This is a genomic window from Legionella massiliensis, from assembly GCF_000756815.1.
GTDB lineage: Bacteria > Pseudomonadota > Gammaproteobacteria > Legionellales > Legionellaceae > Tatlockia > Tatlockia massiliensis.
The window spans coordinates 518,904-536,459 of the sequence record NZ_CCVW01000002.1; the positions used below are offsets into that span (position 1 = coordinate 518,904).

Consider the following 17,556-nt stretch of genomic DNA (forward strand, 5'->3'; position numbering starts at 1 on the left):
CGACCTCTCGCAATCCGCTATTTAGGTCCTCCCGGGCCACCTAAGGTCACACCATGCGTATCTTCCTGCTCTTTGTTCTTCTCGGTGATCAAAAGCATATTCTGTTTGAGAGCCTTTGTTAACTCGGTGGTATCTTGCCTTGCTTGTGCTCGTTCTTGTAGCGTGTCTTTCGAGAACTTTTTCTCATTGACTTCCTGCACACCTTTTAACATTGCACTCAACTCAGGATTCTCTTTAAATTTATGATAGAGAGCATCGCCACCCCAACGAAGACCACCTATGCCAAACTCAGATTTAGGATCAAACTGAGCGCAAGTCACCTTAATTTGCTTGTGGTCAAATTTCATATTTTTATCTGATTCGCCGAGTATCATTAGTGCAGTCCATAAATATCTCGCTTGGACTGGATCGTTACTACGCAGCCTAATAGGGTTTTCTTGAGTAGGCGCACCTCTCAGGTTAGCCAGCATCTGGCTTGCCATCGCCATTGCAAAATACATCCTTGCCTGATGTTGCGCTGGAAATTTAGTTACAGTTAATTTTATCGATGGTTCGTAGGTCACTGTCCCATCAGGTTTAATCTGTGCAGCCAGGTTTTTAGAGGCGCGTTCCTCAATATAAAGCCCTTTGACCGGCGTGGGAGCGCTACCTTGGTAGAGCACGGTATGTTCCCGGAATTTCCCTTCTGGAATTGCTGGTACAATATCAAAATCGTCTAAGGATCCATCAGACGAAAGAGAAGTTCTGTCCTCAGGATCATCTGCCAGTCTGGCTTCCCCCCCCCAGCTAGCAGCCATGTGTGCAGCTTTTGTAGAGTTATCACAGGGAACCGAGTAGGTATTAAAATTCAATAACCGAATATCCGATTTACCTGCAGCGGCCTGATCTAGGGTTTTTATGAGACCTTGTCTTATTAATGGATGTACTGTGTTATCTGCATTAGGTACACCGTTGAAAACACGCTGTAAACGTTCATAGTCAGCAAGCTCTGCGCTTATACTCCGGTATAAGTTTCTTAATTCGTTTGCTCGTTGTGTAACTGCAATGAGCATATTTCTTCGCTCCGCTGCTGAAGCCGCTGGATTTTGCTTGATTTGTTGTTCTGAAGGTAAGCCATAATAATGAGCTTCAATCTCACTTAGCTGATTTGTCAGATAAGTTACATAAGCATCGCATTGTTTAGCAAGTACACGTAATTCGGGACCCATTGCTATTGCGTTTTGTTTTGCATGAGCCTGGAAGGCAGGGTTAAACCAATAAATTGGTTTTAGCCCAGCTATGCGCCTTAACCTTTCGCGGGCATCATCATCCAGTACTTTATCTTGGAATTGCTGTTTTATTAACTTAGTCTCTTCCTTTTGAGCCTCAAGCGCATCTTCATAATGTTCGGGACTCAAAAAGGCCGCTAATCTTGCTTGCGCTTTAAGGTAGTCAAAAGATTGTGGCGTTAATTGTTTTCCCAGTGGAGGATCAAAAACGTCTTTATAGCCTCTGCCATCAGGAGGAGGAGCATTGACTAATTTAAGAAAGCTAGCCAAGGTTTTGCAGTTTTTGATATCAGTAACAATTCCCTTGTTCGGATCATCTTCGAAGATTTGAATCGCAGGGAATACCTTATTTTTACTTAAAGCAGCCAAGGCCAGAATAATTTCTTTATCCTCAGGGGTTGTAGCTGGCTTGCGGTATTCAGCAAACAGGTATTGATTACGTGTCTGCTGTTCGGTTATAGCTGTTACTATAGGTGGATTTGGTGTCTTGACATCACTCCCATCGTCTTCCAACCCAAATTGCTCAAAAAGCTCGCTCTCTGGGTCTGAGTCTAACTCAAACAATGCGGTTATATCCTGCATTGCAACGAGATAAGTAGGAGCTGGTTGAGCGAGTAAGATATTATTAATGTCTTTTACTATATCTGTTGTCACTTCTAGTGGAGGTTGAAAGTTCGCCAAAATTTCAGCAATTTTGCTGTTGGCAACTTTAGCAATATTCAGTAAATTTTCATTTTCAGCGGCAACAGCTCTGATATAGCCTTTAGCAACCTTATGGTTTTCTCCCAATACCTCTTCGATTTCTGCTTCTGTACTCGCCGCAGCTAAGGCAGTTAGTGCTGCTGGCTTATCCAATAGGGCGCGTTGTTTTTCCAATGGTAATTGAGCGATTAAATCAAATAGTTCTGGATGAGCACCCTTGCCAAAATGCAGGGGATGGTTTGCACTAAGCTGAATAGCCCGGGTACAAGCGCTTTTTTGTATCTGCTCCATCGATTCTTTAGTAACCCAATCAACATTGGTCACATCAAACTTCTCAGTTAATAGTTGCTTGAATTTGTCTAGATCAGTCTCTTTGGCTAAGGTAGTCAACTTAGCGGCATCGGGGGGTGTTAGCCTATCTTGCGTATAATTTTTGATTAAAGACTCTACTAGAATGGTTTGAAGCCTAGCTTTTTCTTGAGCAGGGAAATCAGGATTGCCTAACAAATCTTGAAATTGTGGATCATTAAAGGCAAAAGTATTGATCTTGGCTAGTAATACATCATACCCAGCAGTACCAGTTGTTGCTGATAGATCCTGATTAGGCTGCTGTGCGTCTCTGATAACCATTTCGATTGCAGCATAGGTTCTGAATGCTTTAGAAACACGCTCGTTAGGGTCACCAACTAAATCCTTAGCGATGTCTGAACCGAATAAAACCTCCGTACTATCCTCTACATCATCCATAGTAGTAGCATTAATTAAGTCCATAAGATCATCGTCTTCCAATGTTCTTAATTCGGTTTTTGCATAGGCTAATAATGCTTGCTCACGAACTAGATGAATATTGTCTTTATCAAGGAACCCATTAATCGCGCCCTTAAGTTGAACTGTGATATCTGGAGCAGAAAATAGTTGATGATATTTCTTTTGAAACGCATCAGTCTCAGAGTTGCTAAATTCAATTAACGCTCTTAAATTTTCAGGTTTATCTGTAACTGCTATATTTTTGCTAATATGAGCAGCCGCGATCACTGCATTTAGGTCAGTTGAAGCTGTGAAAGCTTCTAAAAATTTGGGTTTATCTTTGTAACCCAACTTGCTATTAGTCGCTAGAATATTTTTTAGCTCATCAACAGTGGTTATATCAATTAAGGCATCCAAAGTTCCAACATCATCACAGAGCGCAATTTTCATACTGAGTGCTTGTGTTGCAAAAGCTTGGCGGATTGTTGGAAGCGAAGCTTTAGCTACATGCTCAGTATAGTCACCTTCTATCTCTAAAGTCGTCGCTATTGCATCTAGAGCCACCTCTGCTAAGTCTGGGGTATCAGCAATGGCAACTGCTTCCATTTCACCAATACTATCAGCAAATAACTTTTTCGCATTGAGGAGCAAAAAACGTGTTCCGAGTATGCCTTTGACAGCACTTATATCGGAATCAGCCAGGAATTTCAGAGGAAGATCAGCCAGATGTCCCGTGCTGAAAACATCCAAATCTTTAAGCTCATCTCCAAAGTCATCATCATCTGCGTTTAAAATATCCAAGCCATCTTCGAGCACTTCCTCGTCAGTCAGTGTGTCCAACCCTAAGATAACAGCCTTCCTCGCAGCGACATCTGTTACAGAATTTTTATTAATCACTAAGAGAGGGCCACGCGGTAATATATCCTTAAATTGCATAGTGTCAGTAATATTGGTATCTGGGGCGGGGCCAAATAGCTTTTTGACTATTACTTGAAAGTCTGTCTGATTTTTACAATTGAGTAAGCTACGCATTACGACTTGAGCATCAGGATTATTATATTCTTCAATTTTTTTAATCAATAATCGGCGTTGAACTTCTATTTGAATTTCTTCAAGATCCCCAGCCTTAAATATCGAACCTTTATTAGGATTCCAGCTGGGTATTCTGACTGGAGGTTCACCAAAAATACTTTCACCATTGGCATTAAAAAGCGCTAGACGAGCTTCTTTCGCGCCAATTGCATGTTGCTTAATAAACTCTTCAAGTTGATCCTTAGTTGCATCTTGTAAAGCAAGTAATACTCTTTGTTTGGCTGCTGCTTGAGTTAGCTCCTTAAAACCCTCGCCCCAACCATCCTCTTCAGTCAAAAAATCGTCGTCTGTAGGATCAGCATCATCAGCAATTTTGACAGCGCTTCTGGGACTCACAACCTTTATTAACGGATTAAAGAGTTTCTTATGATTAATTACTGCCTGTCTGAATTGCTGGTTTGAATCTTCTTCACCATAACCAGCTTCAAGAATAGCATTCAAAGCAATTATTACAGCATTTCTATTTTTAACCGTTGATAATGCACCTTTTTCATCATTTAAAATTTTTGCTAATACTTCATTCAAGTCAGCCATTTATTGCTCCGAATATCTTTTATAAACTAAGTTTAATCTTTATTTCTTAAGTCTACCTTAATTTTGATTCTTTTTTTTGCGAAAAGAATTTTATTTGGGATAAAAATAGACCCCGAGGTCGATGCCCATAGGTATCTACACAAATGTCCCTCCTTGTCTCAACATTAGGTCATCCAGAGCGTAGCGAAGGATCTCCTGAATGAGGCACCGTGCTAATCCCGGAGATCCTTCGCTGCGCTCTGGATGACGTGCGTCTATTACAGTCACTTGTGTAGATATCTGTAGGTCGAGGCCTCAGGGATTCAATGTTGTAAATAAGGAGGGTTCTCATTATTTATTTCTTACAAGGCAAAAAAAGTTTGAAAATGGAAGGAATTCATATAAGTTGTATAGTACATCATTCAAAGTCACCGAAATAATGAGTAAAAGGTCAGCCCTGCTCCAGTATTGAATTCCCGCGGCTTGACCGCGGGATCTAGTGGTTAGAAGCTCTTCACCCTGAGCCTATAGATCCCGTGGTCAAGCCGCGGGAATTCGGGATGGCGGTGACCTTTTACAATAATGAAGGAGCAAAGTGTGACCAAGTGCTATTATCTTTTGTTGTTTTTTCTACCCTCTTTGCTCTTTGCCCAGGGTTGTATTGTTGGTGATAAGACCGAGCGTCCGAGTTATGTTTGCTTTGATGGAAGAACCTTGTCGCCTAGTGAGTCTGGTTTTACCTGGCATGCCAAACGGGGCTGTTTTATGAGCCGGCTGCCTTGTTGTGCTTATGATGCGACCCATTACAGTTTTTCGCATGATCCGCAATATGTTTATCATTCTTTCAAACGTTGTCGCTATCAATACCCATTCATGTTAGGACAGATGCAGACTCATTAATCTTTCGAGCGTAATAGCCCCCCGTCATCCCGAACAGAGTGAGGGATCTCCGGGATTAGCACAGTGCTAGACTCAGGAGATATCTCTTTACGTTCGACATGACGTACGTCTTTGAGGACCTAATGAAGGGTCTCCTGAATGAGACACCGTGCCAATCCCAGAGATCCTTCTCTAAGTTCGGGATGACGAGACAGTTTAATAATCATAATCAGTGATTATAAGTAAGACCAAAAATAACCAGACAAACAGTAGGGTTATACCCTCATATTTAAAGGTATTAAAAGACTTTCGTTTATACCAGGCTTTGATAACCAGAACGGGAAGAAAGGGGAAAGCCGTTATTACCAAAATATTGGCCATAAAGTTTGCCAAGCGTTTGAAGGGTAGCAAGGAGGCCAGAGTTTCTATAAGCAATGACAATAAAGACTGAAGTCCTGTTAATACTGTGACCACATTAGCTTCATAATAAACAACAAACAGGGTGGTGAGTGATAGAGGTAGAAAAAGTGGCATGCCTCGAATCGACATGATTTTCTTAATTCCCTCACCAAATTCCTTAGCAAAAAACACGACTATCGAACAAGTCAGAACAACAATCGAGAGGGCTAAGGTATTATCGTTCATCGCTTATCCTCTGTCCTCTAAGGCTTCCCAGCGCGCATAAAGTTCAGCAAGCTCTTGTTCATCCTTAGCTAATTGTTGATTGTGCGCACTCAGTGCTTGAGCCTCTTGTTGATAAAATCCTGGCTCAGTCATTTTTAATTGCGAGGCCGCAATTTTTTGCTCTAGCGCTTCGATCTTTTGCGGTAATTGTGCAAGTTCCCTTTGCTCATTAAAGCTCAATTTTGCTGAGTTGCTTACACGTTTTGTTGCAGGTTTAGCAGGTGCCGCCTGTTCACGTTGCTGCTTCTTGAGGTTACGATAATCATCATAACCACCAACATATTCGTTGAACTTTCCTTCCCCTTCATGGACCAACACCGAGGTAACAACCTGATTGATAAAAGCCCTGTCATGGCTTATCAATATCAAGGTTCCAGCGTATTCCATCAGCATAGTCTCGAGCAGCTCTAAGGTTTCAATATCCAAATCATTTGTGGGCTCATCCATAACCAAGAGATTAACCGGTTTGGCAAATAATTTAGCTAAGAGCAAACGGTTGCGCTCCCCTCCAGATAGGGTAGCGACCGCTTGATTAAAACGCTCGGGGGGGAATAAAAATTCTCGTAGATAAGAGGCGACATGCTTTTGTTTGCCATTGATTGTGACGTAATCAGCCCCGTCAGCAACATTAGCCATCACCGTTTGCTCTTCATCCAATTTTCGGCGTAATTGATCAAAATAGGCGACTTCTAAAGCAGTACCAAGGCGAACGGAGCCAGAATTGGGTGTTAGCTCACCTAATAGCAAACGTACAAGGGTTGTTTTACCACAGCCGTTTGGGCCAATGATGCCAACCTTGTCTCCGCGTGTAAGCAAGAAGGAAAAATCCTTAAGCAGTGTTTTATCGGTAATGCTGTAATTTAAATTTTTCGCCTCGATAACCAGGGAACCAGAGCGCGAGACATCGAGGCTCAGAGATTGTACCTTGCCCAATTGTTCTCGACGCGCCTTGTATTGGTCGCGCATCGCTTTAAGCGCTCGCACCCTACCCTCATTGCGCGTACGCCGTGCTTTAATACCTGTGCGTATCCAAGCCTCTTCCTCAGCCAAGCGCTTGTCAAACAGATCATTATGCTTTTGCTCGCTCAGACGCATGGCTTCGCGGCGATCTAGATAGGTTTCATAATCACAATCGTGGCCATAGAGCTTACCTCGATCAATTTCGACAATACGATTAGCAACCTGTCCTAAAAATTCGCGGTCGTGGGTTACTACCAACAAGCTGCCGCTGTAACTTCTAAGATAGGCTTCCAGCCACTCAATTGCATTAACGTCCAGATGGTTAGTTGGCTCATCGAGCAGTAAGAGATCGGGGGCAGCAATTAGCGCAGCAGCGAGAAGAGCGCGGCGTTTCATACCACCAGATAAACGGCTCATTTCTGCATTGGAGTCTAACCCTAAGCGGCTTGCCATCATTTCGACCCGCGGCAATAGATCCCAGGCATGTAAGTTGTCCATTTGCTGCTGGCAGCTGGCTAAGGCTGCTAAATCCTTATTAGTCATTGATAGTTGATGAAACTGAGCAAGGACTTCGCCGGCTTCACCGAGTCCTTTGACTAGGAAATTATAGACTGATTGATTATTAGCTTCGATGGGGACTTCTTGCATTAAACCTGCAACCCGCAAACCGTTGAGCTGCTGGACTTGACCGCTATCAGCTACCAGCTCACCTTGCAACAAGCGTAACAGTGATGATTTCCCTGCACCATTGCGCCCTACCAGAGCGATTCGGTCTTGCGGCTGAATTTGCCAATCAGCCTGATCAAGCAAACGGTTGCCAGCTAAATTTAGGGTTACATTGTTCAGGGAAATTATACTCATACAAACTCTTTAATCTTGTTGCTGCCAAAAGAAAGGGGTTGATATTCCCTCATCCGCCCTGCGGGCACCTTCTCCCCAGAGGGGCGAAGAGATTCTATATCTTAGTCCTTTTTTATAATCAAACGCTGTTTTTCCTGCGATAAATTAAATTGGGATAAGACATTCATGCCTAACAATATTGTGTCGTCATCGCTACCCGGAACTATCACTGCTTTCACGTCAGTTAAATTAAATCCGCCAAAACTAAGCTGATTTAGTCGAGTCAGGGAGCCTGTAACCTCTCCGCTCGCAGTAGAAACGGTCATTTCATAACGCCCCTGTAAATTTAACTGTTCCGCCAACTTTTGCGGAATAGCTACCAGACTTGCGCCAGTATCAACCAAAAACTCAACTGGGTGCTCGTTAATCTGCCCTTTTACATAGTAATGACCATCTTCGCCAGGCGTAATCATGACCATTCCATGGTTAATCTGGTAAGAACCGTGTGCTTCTCCATTGTAATAGCGGAAAAACAGGAACATCAGAAAAAATAGGAACAGCCAGGCAATAATGAACATAGAACGCCCAGTTTGGGCGTATTGTTTATCACTCACAATTTCAGCCGTTGCTCTTTGTATTGAGCACCATAATACCATCAACTTCCACTTGAGCAGCACGAGGTAAGGCGGAGACACCAATAGCAGCTCTGGCTGGGTAAGGCTCAGCAAAATAACGGGTCATCGCTTCATTAACCAAGGGAAAATGATTCAAGTCTATCAGGTACACATTTATTTTAACCAAATGAGCCAAACTGCCACCTGCTGCCTCACAGACAGCTGACAAATTATCAAAAACCTGGTTAATTTGCATGCGAATTTCATCGCTGCAGAGTTGCATTGTTGTAGGGTCAAGAGGAATTTGTCCTGACAAATAAACAGTATTATCACAGCGAACAGCCTGACTATAGGTTCCGATTGCAGCTGGTGCTAAATCAGTATGAATAGGTTGCATCAATTATTCTCCCTGCTTTTTACGATAGAGGCGCATAACCACCTTGTTGGCACGCAAACGACGCATCACCCGCGCCAAATGGGTTCTGTCGCGTACACTAATAGAAAAAGTTACCGCATTATGCCGTCCATCTCTGGGATCAACATTAATATTACCGATATTGGATTCTGCCTCAGCAATAGCAGTAGCCAAAGCTGCAAGCACTCCCCTTTGGTTTGCTACTTCAACAGTAATATCCACCCAATACTCACCTTCAACCTGCTCATCCCAACGTAGTGGAACTAGCTGTTCCAGATTGCTACGGCTTTGGTTGATGTTTGGACAATCACTAGCATGCACAATAATTCCCCGTCCTTGTTGAAATCGACCCACGATGTTATCACCCGGAATAGGCTGACAGCAATCTGCGAAATGAACCACCATACCCTCTGTCCCTTTAATTGCTAAGGGACGGCTTTTTGCTGATTTATCAAGCTCATTGCTCTCTTGATTTATGACCAGGCGTTTTGCGATAACCATTGGCATCTGATTACCGATTCCCAAGGCATAAAGCAACTCATCAGCCGATTTGTAAGTTAAATCATGCAGCAAGGCCTGTAAGGTTTCTGGTGGTACCTTGACGTAGTCACTGCCTAATTCAGAAAGGGATTGCTCAAGCAAGCGCTTACCCAATACGATGGATTCAGCATGCTGCTGGCTTTTCAAAAAATGGCGGATGTTTGAGCGCGCTTTGCCTGTAACCACAAAATTCAACCAGGCAGGATTAGGATGTGCGCCTGGAGCAGTAATAATTTCCACTGTTTGGCCATTAGTTAGCGGAATACTTAGGGGAACCAAGCGACGATTAACCTTCGCCGCTACACAACTATTCCCTACACCCGAGTGAACCGTATAGGCAAAATCAACTGGCGTTGCTCCCTTAGGCAATTCCATGATATGTCCTTTAGGGGTAAAAACATAAACTTCGTCGGGGAAGAGATCAATTTTGACATTTTCAATGAATTCCAGAGAACTTCCTGTACTGCGCTGCATTTCCAGCAAACGTTGCACCCATTCGCGCGCCCGTAATTGGGCTTCGTTCACTTCCAAGCCTGTTGATTTATAGATCCAATGCGCGGCAACACCATTTTCAGCCACCTTATCCATATCACGAGTACGGATTTGTACTTCAAGCGGAACACCAAAGGGGCCAAACAGCGTAGTGTGTAGGGATTGATAACCGTTTGCTTTTGGAATACCTATATAGTCTTTAAAGCGCTGTGGCACAGGCTTATAGGTTCGGTGCAAGGCCCCCATCACTCGGTAACAGGAGTCAATATCTTCTGTAATGACCCTGAAAGCGAAAACATCGGTTATTTCGGTAAAAGAAGCTTTTTTCTGACGCATTTTGCGATAAATACTGTATAAATGCTTTTGCCTGCCAAAAACATGCTCATAGGGAATGTTCAGTTGGTGCAAGGCTTGTTCCAAGTCCTGCTCAATTTTTTGCGTTAATTCACGACGGTTTCCACGGGATTTTTCCACCGCAGATTTAATTGCCCGGTAACGCATGGGATAAAGCGCCTGAAATCCCAAATCTTCAAGGCCAGTATAAATAGCATGCATACCAAGACGGTTAGCAATTGGCGCATAGATCTCCAGGGTTTCAATAGCAATGCGTCGGCGCTTAACTGCTGGCATCACGCCTAAGGTGTGCATGTTATGAAAGCGATCAGCCAATTTAACAATGATGACTCTGATATCCTTGACCATGGCCAGCACCATCTTACGGAAATTTTCTGCCTGTGCTTCGGCCCTCGATTCAAATTTAATCTTAGTTAATTTAGTTACACCATCGACTAAGGCAGTAACATCTTCACCAAATTGCAAGGTCAAATCATCTTTAGAAATGGAGGTATCTTCAACGACATCATGCAGCAAGGTTGCCATAATGGTCTGATAATCCAAGCGCATACGAGCAAGGATTAGAGCGGCTGCAACAGGATGAGTAATATAGGGTTCGCCAGAACGGCGCATCTGACCATGATGTGCTTTTTCGGCGACCAGATAAGCTTGATAGCATTTTTCAATAAGCGGCTGCTCAAGGTAGCATTTAAGCTCTTCGTCTAACTCCTTAAAGTAGCTCACGCCATACTCCCCTAATTCAACTACCGCCAACATTGGGCCAACAGCAGATTTCGTCAACATATACTATATGAATGAGTCCAGGTAACTCGATTTTCAAGTAAAAGGAATAACAAATCCAGCTTTAGCTTGTTTAGATTAGATTTGTCATTCCCGCGAAGGCGGGAATCTATTCCTAAATTAGCACTGTGCTTAGCTAAAAATAGGTTCCCGCCTTCGCGGGAACGACAAGTTCACCCTCATCGTTTTCTAGAAGCTGTTTAGACTTCGCTAGGCTGAGTGCCCAAGGGCTGATTTTCGAGCACCTTAACGGGGCATACATCAGTATGTGACTAACCGAGCGCAGAAAACCAGCTCTTGGGTTCCAGCCTAGTAGAAATATAAAAGCGTCTAGTCTTCGTTAAGTATTTCAGGTGTGATCAAACCTTCAGCAATTTCACGAAGCGCGACTACAGTTGGTTTATCATTTTCCCACTCAACCAAAGGCTGCTCACCACGCACAGCTATAGCACGCGCGCGCTTTGTAGCAACCATTACTAATTCAAAACGGTTTGCTACATGCTCTAAACAATCTTCTACGGTTACACGCGCCATTTTATCCTCCGGAATCTACATGACAAAGGCTAGCTTTGCCTAATTTTTAGCTAAAAAACGTTCTATTTTACTGTGATGCAAGAAGGAAAGAAAGTAATTTTCCTTGCGCCCCCTTCTGGCGCCCCATTCTTAGGCGATTTGCAATAACAATTGCCTGTAATTCCATTGCCGCCTTATCAAAATCATCGTTAACTATCAGATAATCAAACTCGGCAAAATGACTTAGTTCTGCCTGCGCGCGATGCATGCGATCATCAATGACATCCTGATTATCTTGTCGTCTGTCACATAGGCGCTGTTGTAAAATTTCCAGCGAAGGTGGAAGCACAAAGACTGAGACTGCGTCCGTGAATATCGTTCTGATTTGCTGAGCTCCCTGCCAATCAATATCTAAAACAACATCAATCCCTGCTTGCAAGCGTGAATTAATCTGGGCAACGGAGGTGCCATAATAATTATTAAAGACCCGGGCATATTCTATAAATGCATTTTCCTTGATCATTTCCTGAAATTGCGACTCATCAATAAAAAAATAATCGACTGTATTTTGTTCACCAGGGCGCATCTTGCGAGTTGTATGTGAAGTTGAGACTTCTATCTTATCCAAAGTACTCACTAATTTTTTAATTAAACTAGTTTTCCCACCACCTGAAGGTGCAGCAACTATTAGTAAATTACCTGGATAGTAGTCAGCCATAATTTTCACTCTATATTTTGAATTTGTTCACGCATTTGTTCGATTAATACTTTCATTTCCACAGCGCTTTGTGTCAGGGCCACTGAATCGGATTTGGAACTTAGGGTATTTGCTTCCCTATTTAATTCCTGCATTAGAAAATCCAGTCGACGCCCAGCTGCTTCGGAACCTTCCAGTGACTTTGCAACTTCTGCAAGATGCGTTTCTAAACGATCCAACTCTTCACTAACATCCAGTCGCGCTAGCATCAATGCAATTTCCTGTTCAATACGAGAGCTATCTATTTCTAATGACAGCGTGCCAAGACGAGTTAACAATTTATCACGTGTCTGTGCTAGCGAAATACCCGCTTGCTGTTTTGCTCCTTTGACCTCAACCGCTAATTTTTCCAGACGATTTTGGATATGAGCTTTCAAGGCCAGCCCCTCAGTTTTCCTCATCTGCACCAGTTGAGTCAGGGCGTCTCGAAATAATTGCTCCACATATTTGGATTGCGCCTCAATATCTGGTTGAGTAATCTCTATAACACCAGGCCAACCAAGAACTGCGGTCAGAGATAAATCATTAGCCAAGAATTTTGACTCAGCTAATTTATTACCCGCTTCAATCAGGCCATTAACTAAATTATCGTTGATGTGCATAGCTTGACTGCCAGTGCTAACATCTTGAAATTTAAGCTGGCATTCTAATTTACCACGACTTAAGTTACCGCGCATCATCGCACGAAGTGGAGTTTCCAGATAGCGAAACGCCTCCGGCATACGGAAGGATACATCCAGATAACGATGGTTTACTGATCTAATTTCCCAGCAGAAAACACCTGTGTCAAACTGTTTCTGGACCCGGGCAAAAGCTGTCATGCTGTAAGTCATAATTTCAAGGTCAACTATTCCAAGGTTGGGCGACTATAAACTAAATCTGTACAAATGCAAGCCTAAATGTTTCGTATCGAACGCTTTTAAACCATAGTATCAAGTAGGTGCATAGTCCTAGTGAAAGGTTTATACTTGGCCATTTTATTATCGAGGATTATTATGCGCCCCTCCAATCGCGAACCCAATCAATTACGACCAATCAAAATTACCCGTAACTTTACCAATCATGCTGAAGGCTCTGTTCTAGTAGAGTTTGGCCAGACCCGTGTCTTATGCAATGCCTCTGTTGTTGATGGTGTACCACGATTCCTGAAAGGTAAGAATCAAGGCTGGATTACTGCTGAATATGGTATGTTGCCTCGAGCTACTCATAGTCGTACAGAACGCGAAGCAAGCAGGGGCAAACAAGGCGGTAGAACACTTGAAATTCAACGACTGATTGGCCGCTCACTACGTGCCTGCATTGATTTAAAAGTTTTGGGTGAAGTCACTTTAACTATTGACTGCGATGTCATTCAAGCCGATGGCGGTACCCGCACTGCAGCAATCACTGGAGCCTGCGTTGCTATGAAAGATGCTCTCAATTGGATGGTTGCACGAGAAAAATTACGCAAGATGCCTACCTTTAATTACGTAGCTGCAGTTTCAGTTGGAATTTACCGTGGCCAGCCTGTACTGGATCTGGACTATGCTGAAGATGTATTAGCAGAAACAGATATGAATGTTGTCATGAACGAAGAAGGGCATTTTATTGAAGTTCAGGGAACTGCCGAAGATAAAAGCTTTAATCGTGAAGAGCTAAATAGCATGCTGACTTTAGCTGAACATGGTATTAGTCAGCTGATTGAATTGCAGAAGAATGCCTGAGTTGGCGTAGCTCTCGTCCGCCCTTCGGGCACCTTCTCCCCTGAGGGGCATAGGCACTGCCATTAAATTAAGGGCATTTGCCCTTCCCGCGAAGGCGGGAAACCATCTCTACATTGGCACTGTGCTTAGCTAGAAATAGTTTCCCGCCTTCGCGGGAATGACATAACCTTCCTTAACTTAACGACAGTTATGGATAAGAATCGTTTAAAATCGAGAGAAATCAAAGTAATCGAGGCAAAAGCGCCCAAAAAGCGCAGGACTAGCAGGGCTAATTCGAGCATTTTTGGGCGCTGTTAACGAAGAGTACTTTGATTTATCGAAGAGTTTAAATGATTCTTATCCATAACTGACGTTAACTTAATGGCAGTGAGGGGCGTAGGCATCGGAAGCTTAGCTTGACGCCTATGCCCCTGAAGGGACAAAGAATTTTTTTAAAATAACACCTTATTTACCGCAGCGTCTCTTGCTGTCTGGCGACTTATCAGGTTAGCGTTTAGCAATTGAACTAAATGTTGATCATGCGTTCGCATGCCTTGGGTTTGTCCCGTCTGAATCACCGAGTACATCTGCGCAATTTTATCTTCACGAATCAAATTTCGAATAGCCCTGTTGCAAAGCATGAGCTCAAAGGCGGGAATCCTCCCTCCCTTTGTTGATTTCAATAGAGTCTGGGCAATGACTGCCTGCAAGGACTCAGAGAGAAGTGAGCGAACCAAGGCTTTTTCCTCCCCCCTAAACACATCAACAATGCGGTTAATCGCCTTTGCGGCTGAATTTGCATGCAAGGTTGCGAAGACAAGATGCCCTGTTTCAGCAGCAGTCATGGCCAAGCGGATTGTTTCCTCATCACGTAATTCACCGATAAATAGCACATCAGGATCTTCGCGCAGAGCTGAGCGTAGAGCAGTACTAAAACTGAGGGTGTTCTTATTGACTTCTCTTTGATTAACTAAGCATTTTTTTTGTTGATGGAAGAATTCCACCGGATCTTCAATTGTTAAAATATGCTGCTGAGTGCTTTGGTTAATCTGATCAAGAATTGCTGCTACCGTAGTTGTTTTACCAGAGCCTGTTGGACCGGTCACTAATACAAGACCTTTTGTATAAGGAGCTATTTCCTTAAAAATAGAGGTTAAACCTAAGGTTTCTATGTTTGGAACTGTAGTGGGGATGAGTCGAAAAGAGGCTCCGGCTCCTCGGGTTTGCATGAATAGGTTGGCACGAAATCGCGACAAGCCAGCGATTTCGAAGGAGAAATCAATTTCCCTATTTTGTTCAAAATTCTCTCTGTCCCTATCATTCATAAGGCCATTAACCACTTTGACAAGATCGTCGTGGTGCAAAATAGGTAAATTAGCGCGAAATAAATCCCCATTAACGCGGAAAAAAGGCGCTAGCCCAGCAGAAAGATGTAAATCAGAAGCCCCTTGTTGAACGGCACTTTTTAATAATTCCTGAATATCCATAAGATTCCCTTTGTTGAATTGCCGGTAGCGAGCCTAACTAATTTTTGGGGTTTTAGCAAAGTCCTGCTATCTTTGGGCTTTTGGTCTGAAAGAGCTGCTATGACTATCGCCGAACAAGTTTTTAAAATCCAACAAGTTATCATCAATACAGCCAAATCATGCCAACGTGAACCAGAGGCTATTCAACTCATGGCTGTAAGCAAAGGACAGCCTGCCAATGCAATTCGTGAAGCCTTTGCCACAGGGCTTGTTAATTTTGGGGAGAATTATTTACAAGAAGCTCAGGCGAAAATGCATTCCTTAGCCGATTTAGCTCTAAATTGGCATTTTATTGGCCCTATTCAAAGCAATAAAGTACAGGCCATTGCTGAGAATTTTAGCTGGGTGCATAGTCTAGACCGTGAAAAAATAGCTAAGCTCCTTGCACAACACCGCCCTGAAAGTCTGCCAGCGCTTAATCTTTGCCTGCAAGTAAACCTGGATAATGAGGAAAGCAAATCAGGCCTTGCTCCACAGCAGGTTGCTGAGTTAGCTCGCCAGGTGCAGCAACTACCCCGACTGCGCTTACGTGGCTTAATGGCCATTCCTAAGCCACAAAGCGATGAACAGCAGCAATACGAAAGCCTATTAAGATTGACTAGACTATTTAATCAACTCAATAAGGATCTCAATTTATCGATGGATACCTTATCGATGGGAATGAGCGATGATATAGTTGCCGCCATCCGTGCGGGCTCCACAATGTTGCGTATTGGTAGGGCAATCTTTGGTGAGCGTCCTAGATACTAGATAAGGGAAGCATAAACATGAAAATTTGTTTTGTTGGCTTTGGCAATATGGCAAAAGCAATCGCTCATGGCCTGTGTAAACAGGGCAGCTATCAAATTAGCGCCACCTCCCCCTCTTTGCCGGAAGGACAGACCCTTGAAGGAATCCTTACCCATTCTGATAACTCAATCGGCGTTACCGATGCTGATATAGTCATTTTGGCTGTTAAACCCGCTAAGGTCGCTGAAGTTTTACAGTTGATTAAAACAGTTCTGCCGAAACACTGCCTGTTAATCTCTGTCGCAGCGGGTATTAGCCTAAGCTGGTTGGAGCAATATTGTGCTGAGGGACAAGGCATAATACGTTCCATGCCTAATATTCCGATCTCAATAGAAAAAGGGGCAACACCGTTGATCGCCAATCATCATGTCAGCCCAACACAAAAAAGTTGGGCCGAAGAACTGTTTCAATGTTCCGGCATTATCTCCTGGGTCAAAGAGGAAAAAGATATTGATGCCTTTACTGCTTTATCAGGCAGTGGACCAGCCTATGTTTTTTACTTTTTGGAAGCAATGATTGACGCTGCCATAAAATTAGGCCTTAATGATGAAATAGCTAGACGTTTTGCCCTGCAAACTGTAAGCGGGGCCGTTGAATTGGCCAGCGGATCTCAACTTGCAATCGATGAGTTACGAAAAAAGGTTACATCTCCTGCTGGCACAACAGCTGCTGCAATCGCTATACTCGAACAGCAGGGATTTGCTAAATTACTGTTTGAAGCGATGGATGCGGCCTACAAACGTGCTAAAGAATTAGGAAAATCATAATTGTTGGGCCAAGGCCCGAACTACTTGCGAGGATAAAATGTCAGGTTTTATAGCTGTTGGTCATTTTCTGGTATCTATGTTTTTTAGTTTACTTTTTCTGCTATTGTGGGCGCGAATGTTTCTGCGCTACTACAAAATCAGTCCCTTACACTCTGTAAGCCAGTCGGTAAACTCCCTAACGGACGCCTTTGTCAAACCAATCAGCGATAAACTACCCACTAAAAGTACCCAACCTTCTCGCTATGACTGGGCTTGCCTGACGGTAATTGTGATTGCTGAAATTATTAAATATCTTCTTATTGGCTTTATACTCTATAAAACCCTGATGCCTTTAGGTTATTTATTTTTATTTGTTATCACTGATCTCGTTTCTCAGCCCTGTAATCTGCTTTTTTATTTGATTTTGATCCGGGTTATCATGAGTTGGGTCAAGCCCGATTGGAAACACCCTGCTGAGGAAGTAATCAGAACCATCACCGATCCTGTTCTAGCGTTGGGACGCAGTATACTACCTGAGATTTCAGGCTTTGATTTCTCGCCCCTTCTCGTTTTAATTATTTTGAAAGCGATTACATTGTTCATGAGTGCCTCTCTGCCTGTAAGACTCGTTTAGAGCCTTGAAAAAAAGATCTTTTTTGTCCC

Annotated in this window: 15 protein-coding genes; 5 read left to right on the forward strand and 10 right to left on the reverse strand. The window is 43.2% G+C overall.

The genetic code is table 11. The features are described 5' to 3' along the window. Positions 1 to 17 precede the first annotated feature (17 nt). Positions 18 to 4,343, reverse strand: coding sequence for a hypothetical protein (locus BN1094_RS09390; RefSeq protein ID WP_043874158.1), 4,326 nt, complete (start codon positions 4,341 to 4,343; stop codon positions 18 to 20). Between the two features lie 576 nt (positions 4,344 to 4,919). On the opposite strand from BN1094_RS09390, the gene BN1094_RS09395 reads away from it, so the two are divergent. Beyond that, entirely contained in the window at positions 4,920 to 5,222 is a 303-nt protein-coding gene (locus BN1094_RS09395; protein ID WP_245614282.1) for a hypothetical protein, read from the forward strand. Positions 5,223 to 5,417: 195 nt separating this feature from the next. Here the strand turns inward: BN1094_RS09395 and BN1094_RS09400 are convergent, their stop codons facing one another. From BN1094_RS09400 to BN1094_RS09435, 8 genes are all read right to left on the reverse strand, one after another. Further along, entirely contained in the window at positions 5,418 to 5,846 is a 429-nt protein-coding gene (locus BN1094_RS09400; RefSeq protein WP_043874160.1) for a hypothetical protein, read from the reverse strand. 3 nt (positions 5,847 to 5,849) lie between these two features. Next, entirely contained in the window at positions 5,850 to 7,706 is a 1,857-nt protein-coding gene (locus BN1094_RS09405) for an ATP-binding cassette domain-containing protein (protein WP_043874161.1), read from the reverse strand. 101 nt (positions 7,707 to 7,807) lie between these two features. Beyond that, entirely contained in the window at positions 7,808 to 8,299 is a 492-nt protein-coding gene (locus BN1094_RS09410; RefSeq protein ID WP_043874162.1) for a retropepsin-like aspartic protease family protein, read from the reverse strand. A 4-nt stretch (positions 8,300 to 8,303) separates the two neighbouring features. After that, positions 8,304 to 8,696, reverse strand: coding sequence for a RidA family protein (locus BN1094_RS09415; protein ID WP_043874163.1), 393 nt, complete (start codon positions 8,694 to 8,696; stop codon positions 8,304 to 8,306). 3 nt (positions 8,697 to 8,699) lie between these two features. Then, a complete protein-coding gene (spoT, locus tag BN1094_RS09420) occupies positions 8,700 to 10,823 on the reverse strand; it encodes a bifunctional GTP diphosphokinase/guanosine-3',5'-bis pyrophosphate 3'-pyrophosphohydrolase (RefSeq protein ID WP_043874590.1) in 2,124 nt (707 codons plus the stop codon). A 387-nt stretch (positions 10,824 to 11,210) separates the two neighbouring features. Then, on the reverse strand, positions 11,211 to 11,414 hold the full coding sequence (rpoZ, locus tag BN1094_RS09425; RefSeq protein ID WP_043874164.1) for a DNA-directed RNA polymerase subunit omega: 204 nt from the start codon (positions 11,412 to 11,414) through the stop codon (positions 11,211 to 11,213). Positions 11,415 to 11,481: 67 nt separating this feature from the next. Continuing rightward, positions 11,482 to 12,111 carry a guanylate kinase gene (gene gmk / locus BN1094_RS09430; protein WP_043874165.1) on the reverse strand — a complete coding sequence of 210 codons (630 nt, stop codon included), beginning with the start codon at positions 12,109 to 12,111 and terminating at the stop codon, positions 11,482 to 11,484. A gap of 5 nt (positions 12,112 to 12,116) precedes the next feature. After that, complete coding sequence (locus BN1094_RS09435) at positions 12,117 to 12,983, reverse strand: YicC/YloC family endoribonuclease (protein ID WP_043874166.1); 867 nt, start codon at positions 12,981 to 12,983, stop codon at positions 12,117 to 12,119. 162 nt (positions 12,984 to 13,145) lie between these two features. Here BN1094_RS09435 and rph point away from each other — a divergent pair, with 162 nt between their 5' ends. Continuing rightward, on the forward strand, positions 13,146 to 13,853 hold the full coding sequence (gene rph, locus BN1094_RS09440) for a ribonuclease PH (RefSeq protein ID WP_043874167.1): 708 nt from the start codon (positions 13,146 to 13,148) through the stop codon (positions 13,851 to 13,853). Between the two features lie 431 nt (positions 13,854 to 14,284). Here rph and BN1094_RS09445 read toward each other — a convergent pair whose 3' ends face one another. Continuing rightward, positions 14,285 to 15,319, reverse strand: coding sequence for a type IV pilus twitching motility protein PilT (locus BN1094_RS09445; RefSeq protein WP_043874168.1), 1,035 nt, complete (start codon positions 15,317 to 15,319; stop codon positions 14,285 to 14,287). Between the two features lie 99 nt (positions 15,320 to 15,418). Between BN1094_RS09445 and BN1094_RS09450 the strand changes: the two genes are divergently transcribed. From BN1094_RS09450 to BN1094_RS09460, 3 genes are read left to right on the forward strand one after another with little or no spacing between them, the layout of a single operon-like run. Continuing rightward, entirely contained in the window at positions 15,419 to 16,108 is a 690-nt protein-coding gene (locus BN1094_RS09450; RefSeq protein WP_043874169.1) for a YggS family pyridoxal phosphate-dependent enzyme, read from the forward strand. Between the two features lie 17 nt (positions 16,109 to 16,125). After that, positions 16,126 to 16,914, forward strand: coding sequence for a pyrroline-5-carboxylate reductase (gene proC, locus BN1094_RS09455; RefSeq protein ID WP_043874170.1), 789 nt, complete (start codon positions 16,126 to 16,128; stop codon positions 16,912 to 16,914). A 37-nt stretch (positions 16,915 to 16,951) separates the two neighbouring features. Then, a complete protein-coding gene (locus BN1094_RS09460) occupies positions 16,952 to 17,527 on the forward strand; it encodes a YggT family protein (protein WP_043874171.1) in 576 nt (191 codons plus the stop codon). The last annotated feature ends 29 nt before the right edge of the window (positions 17,528 to 17,556 follow it).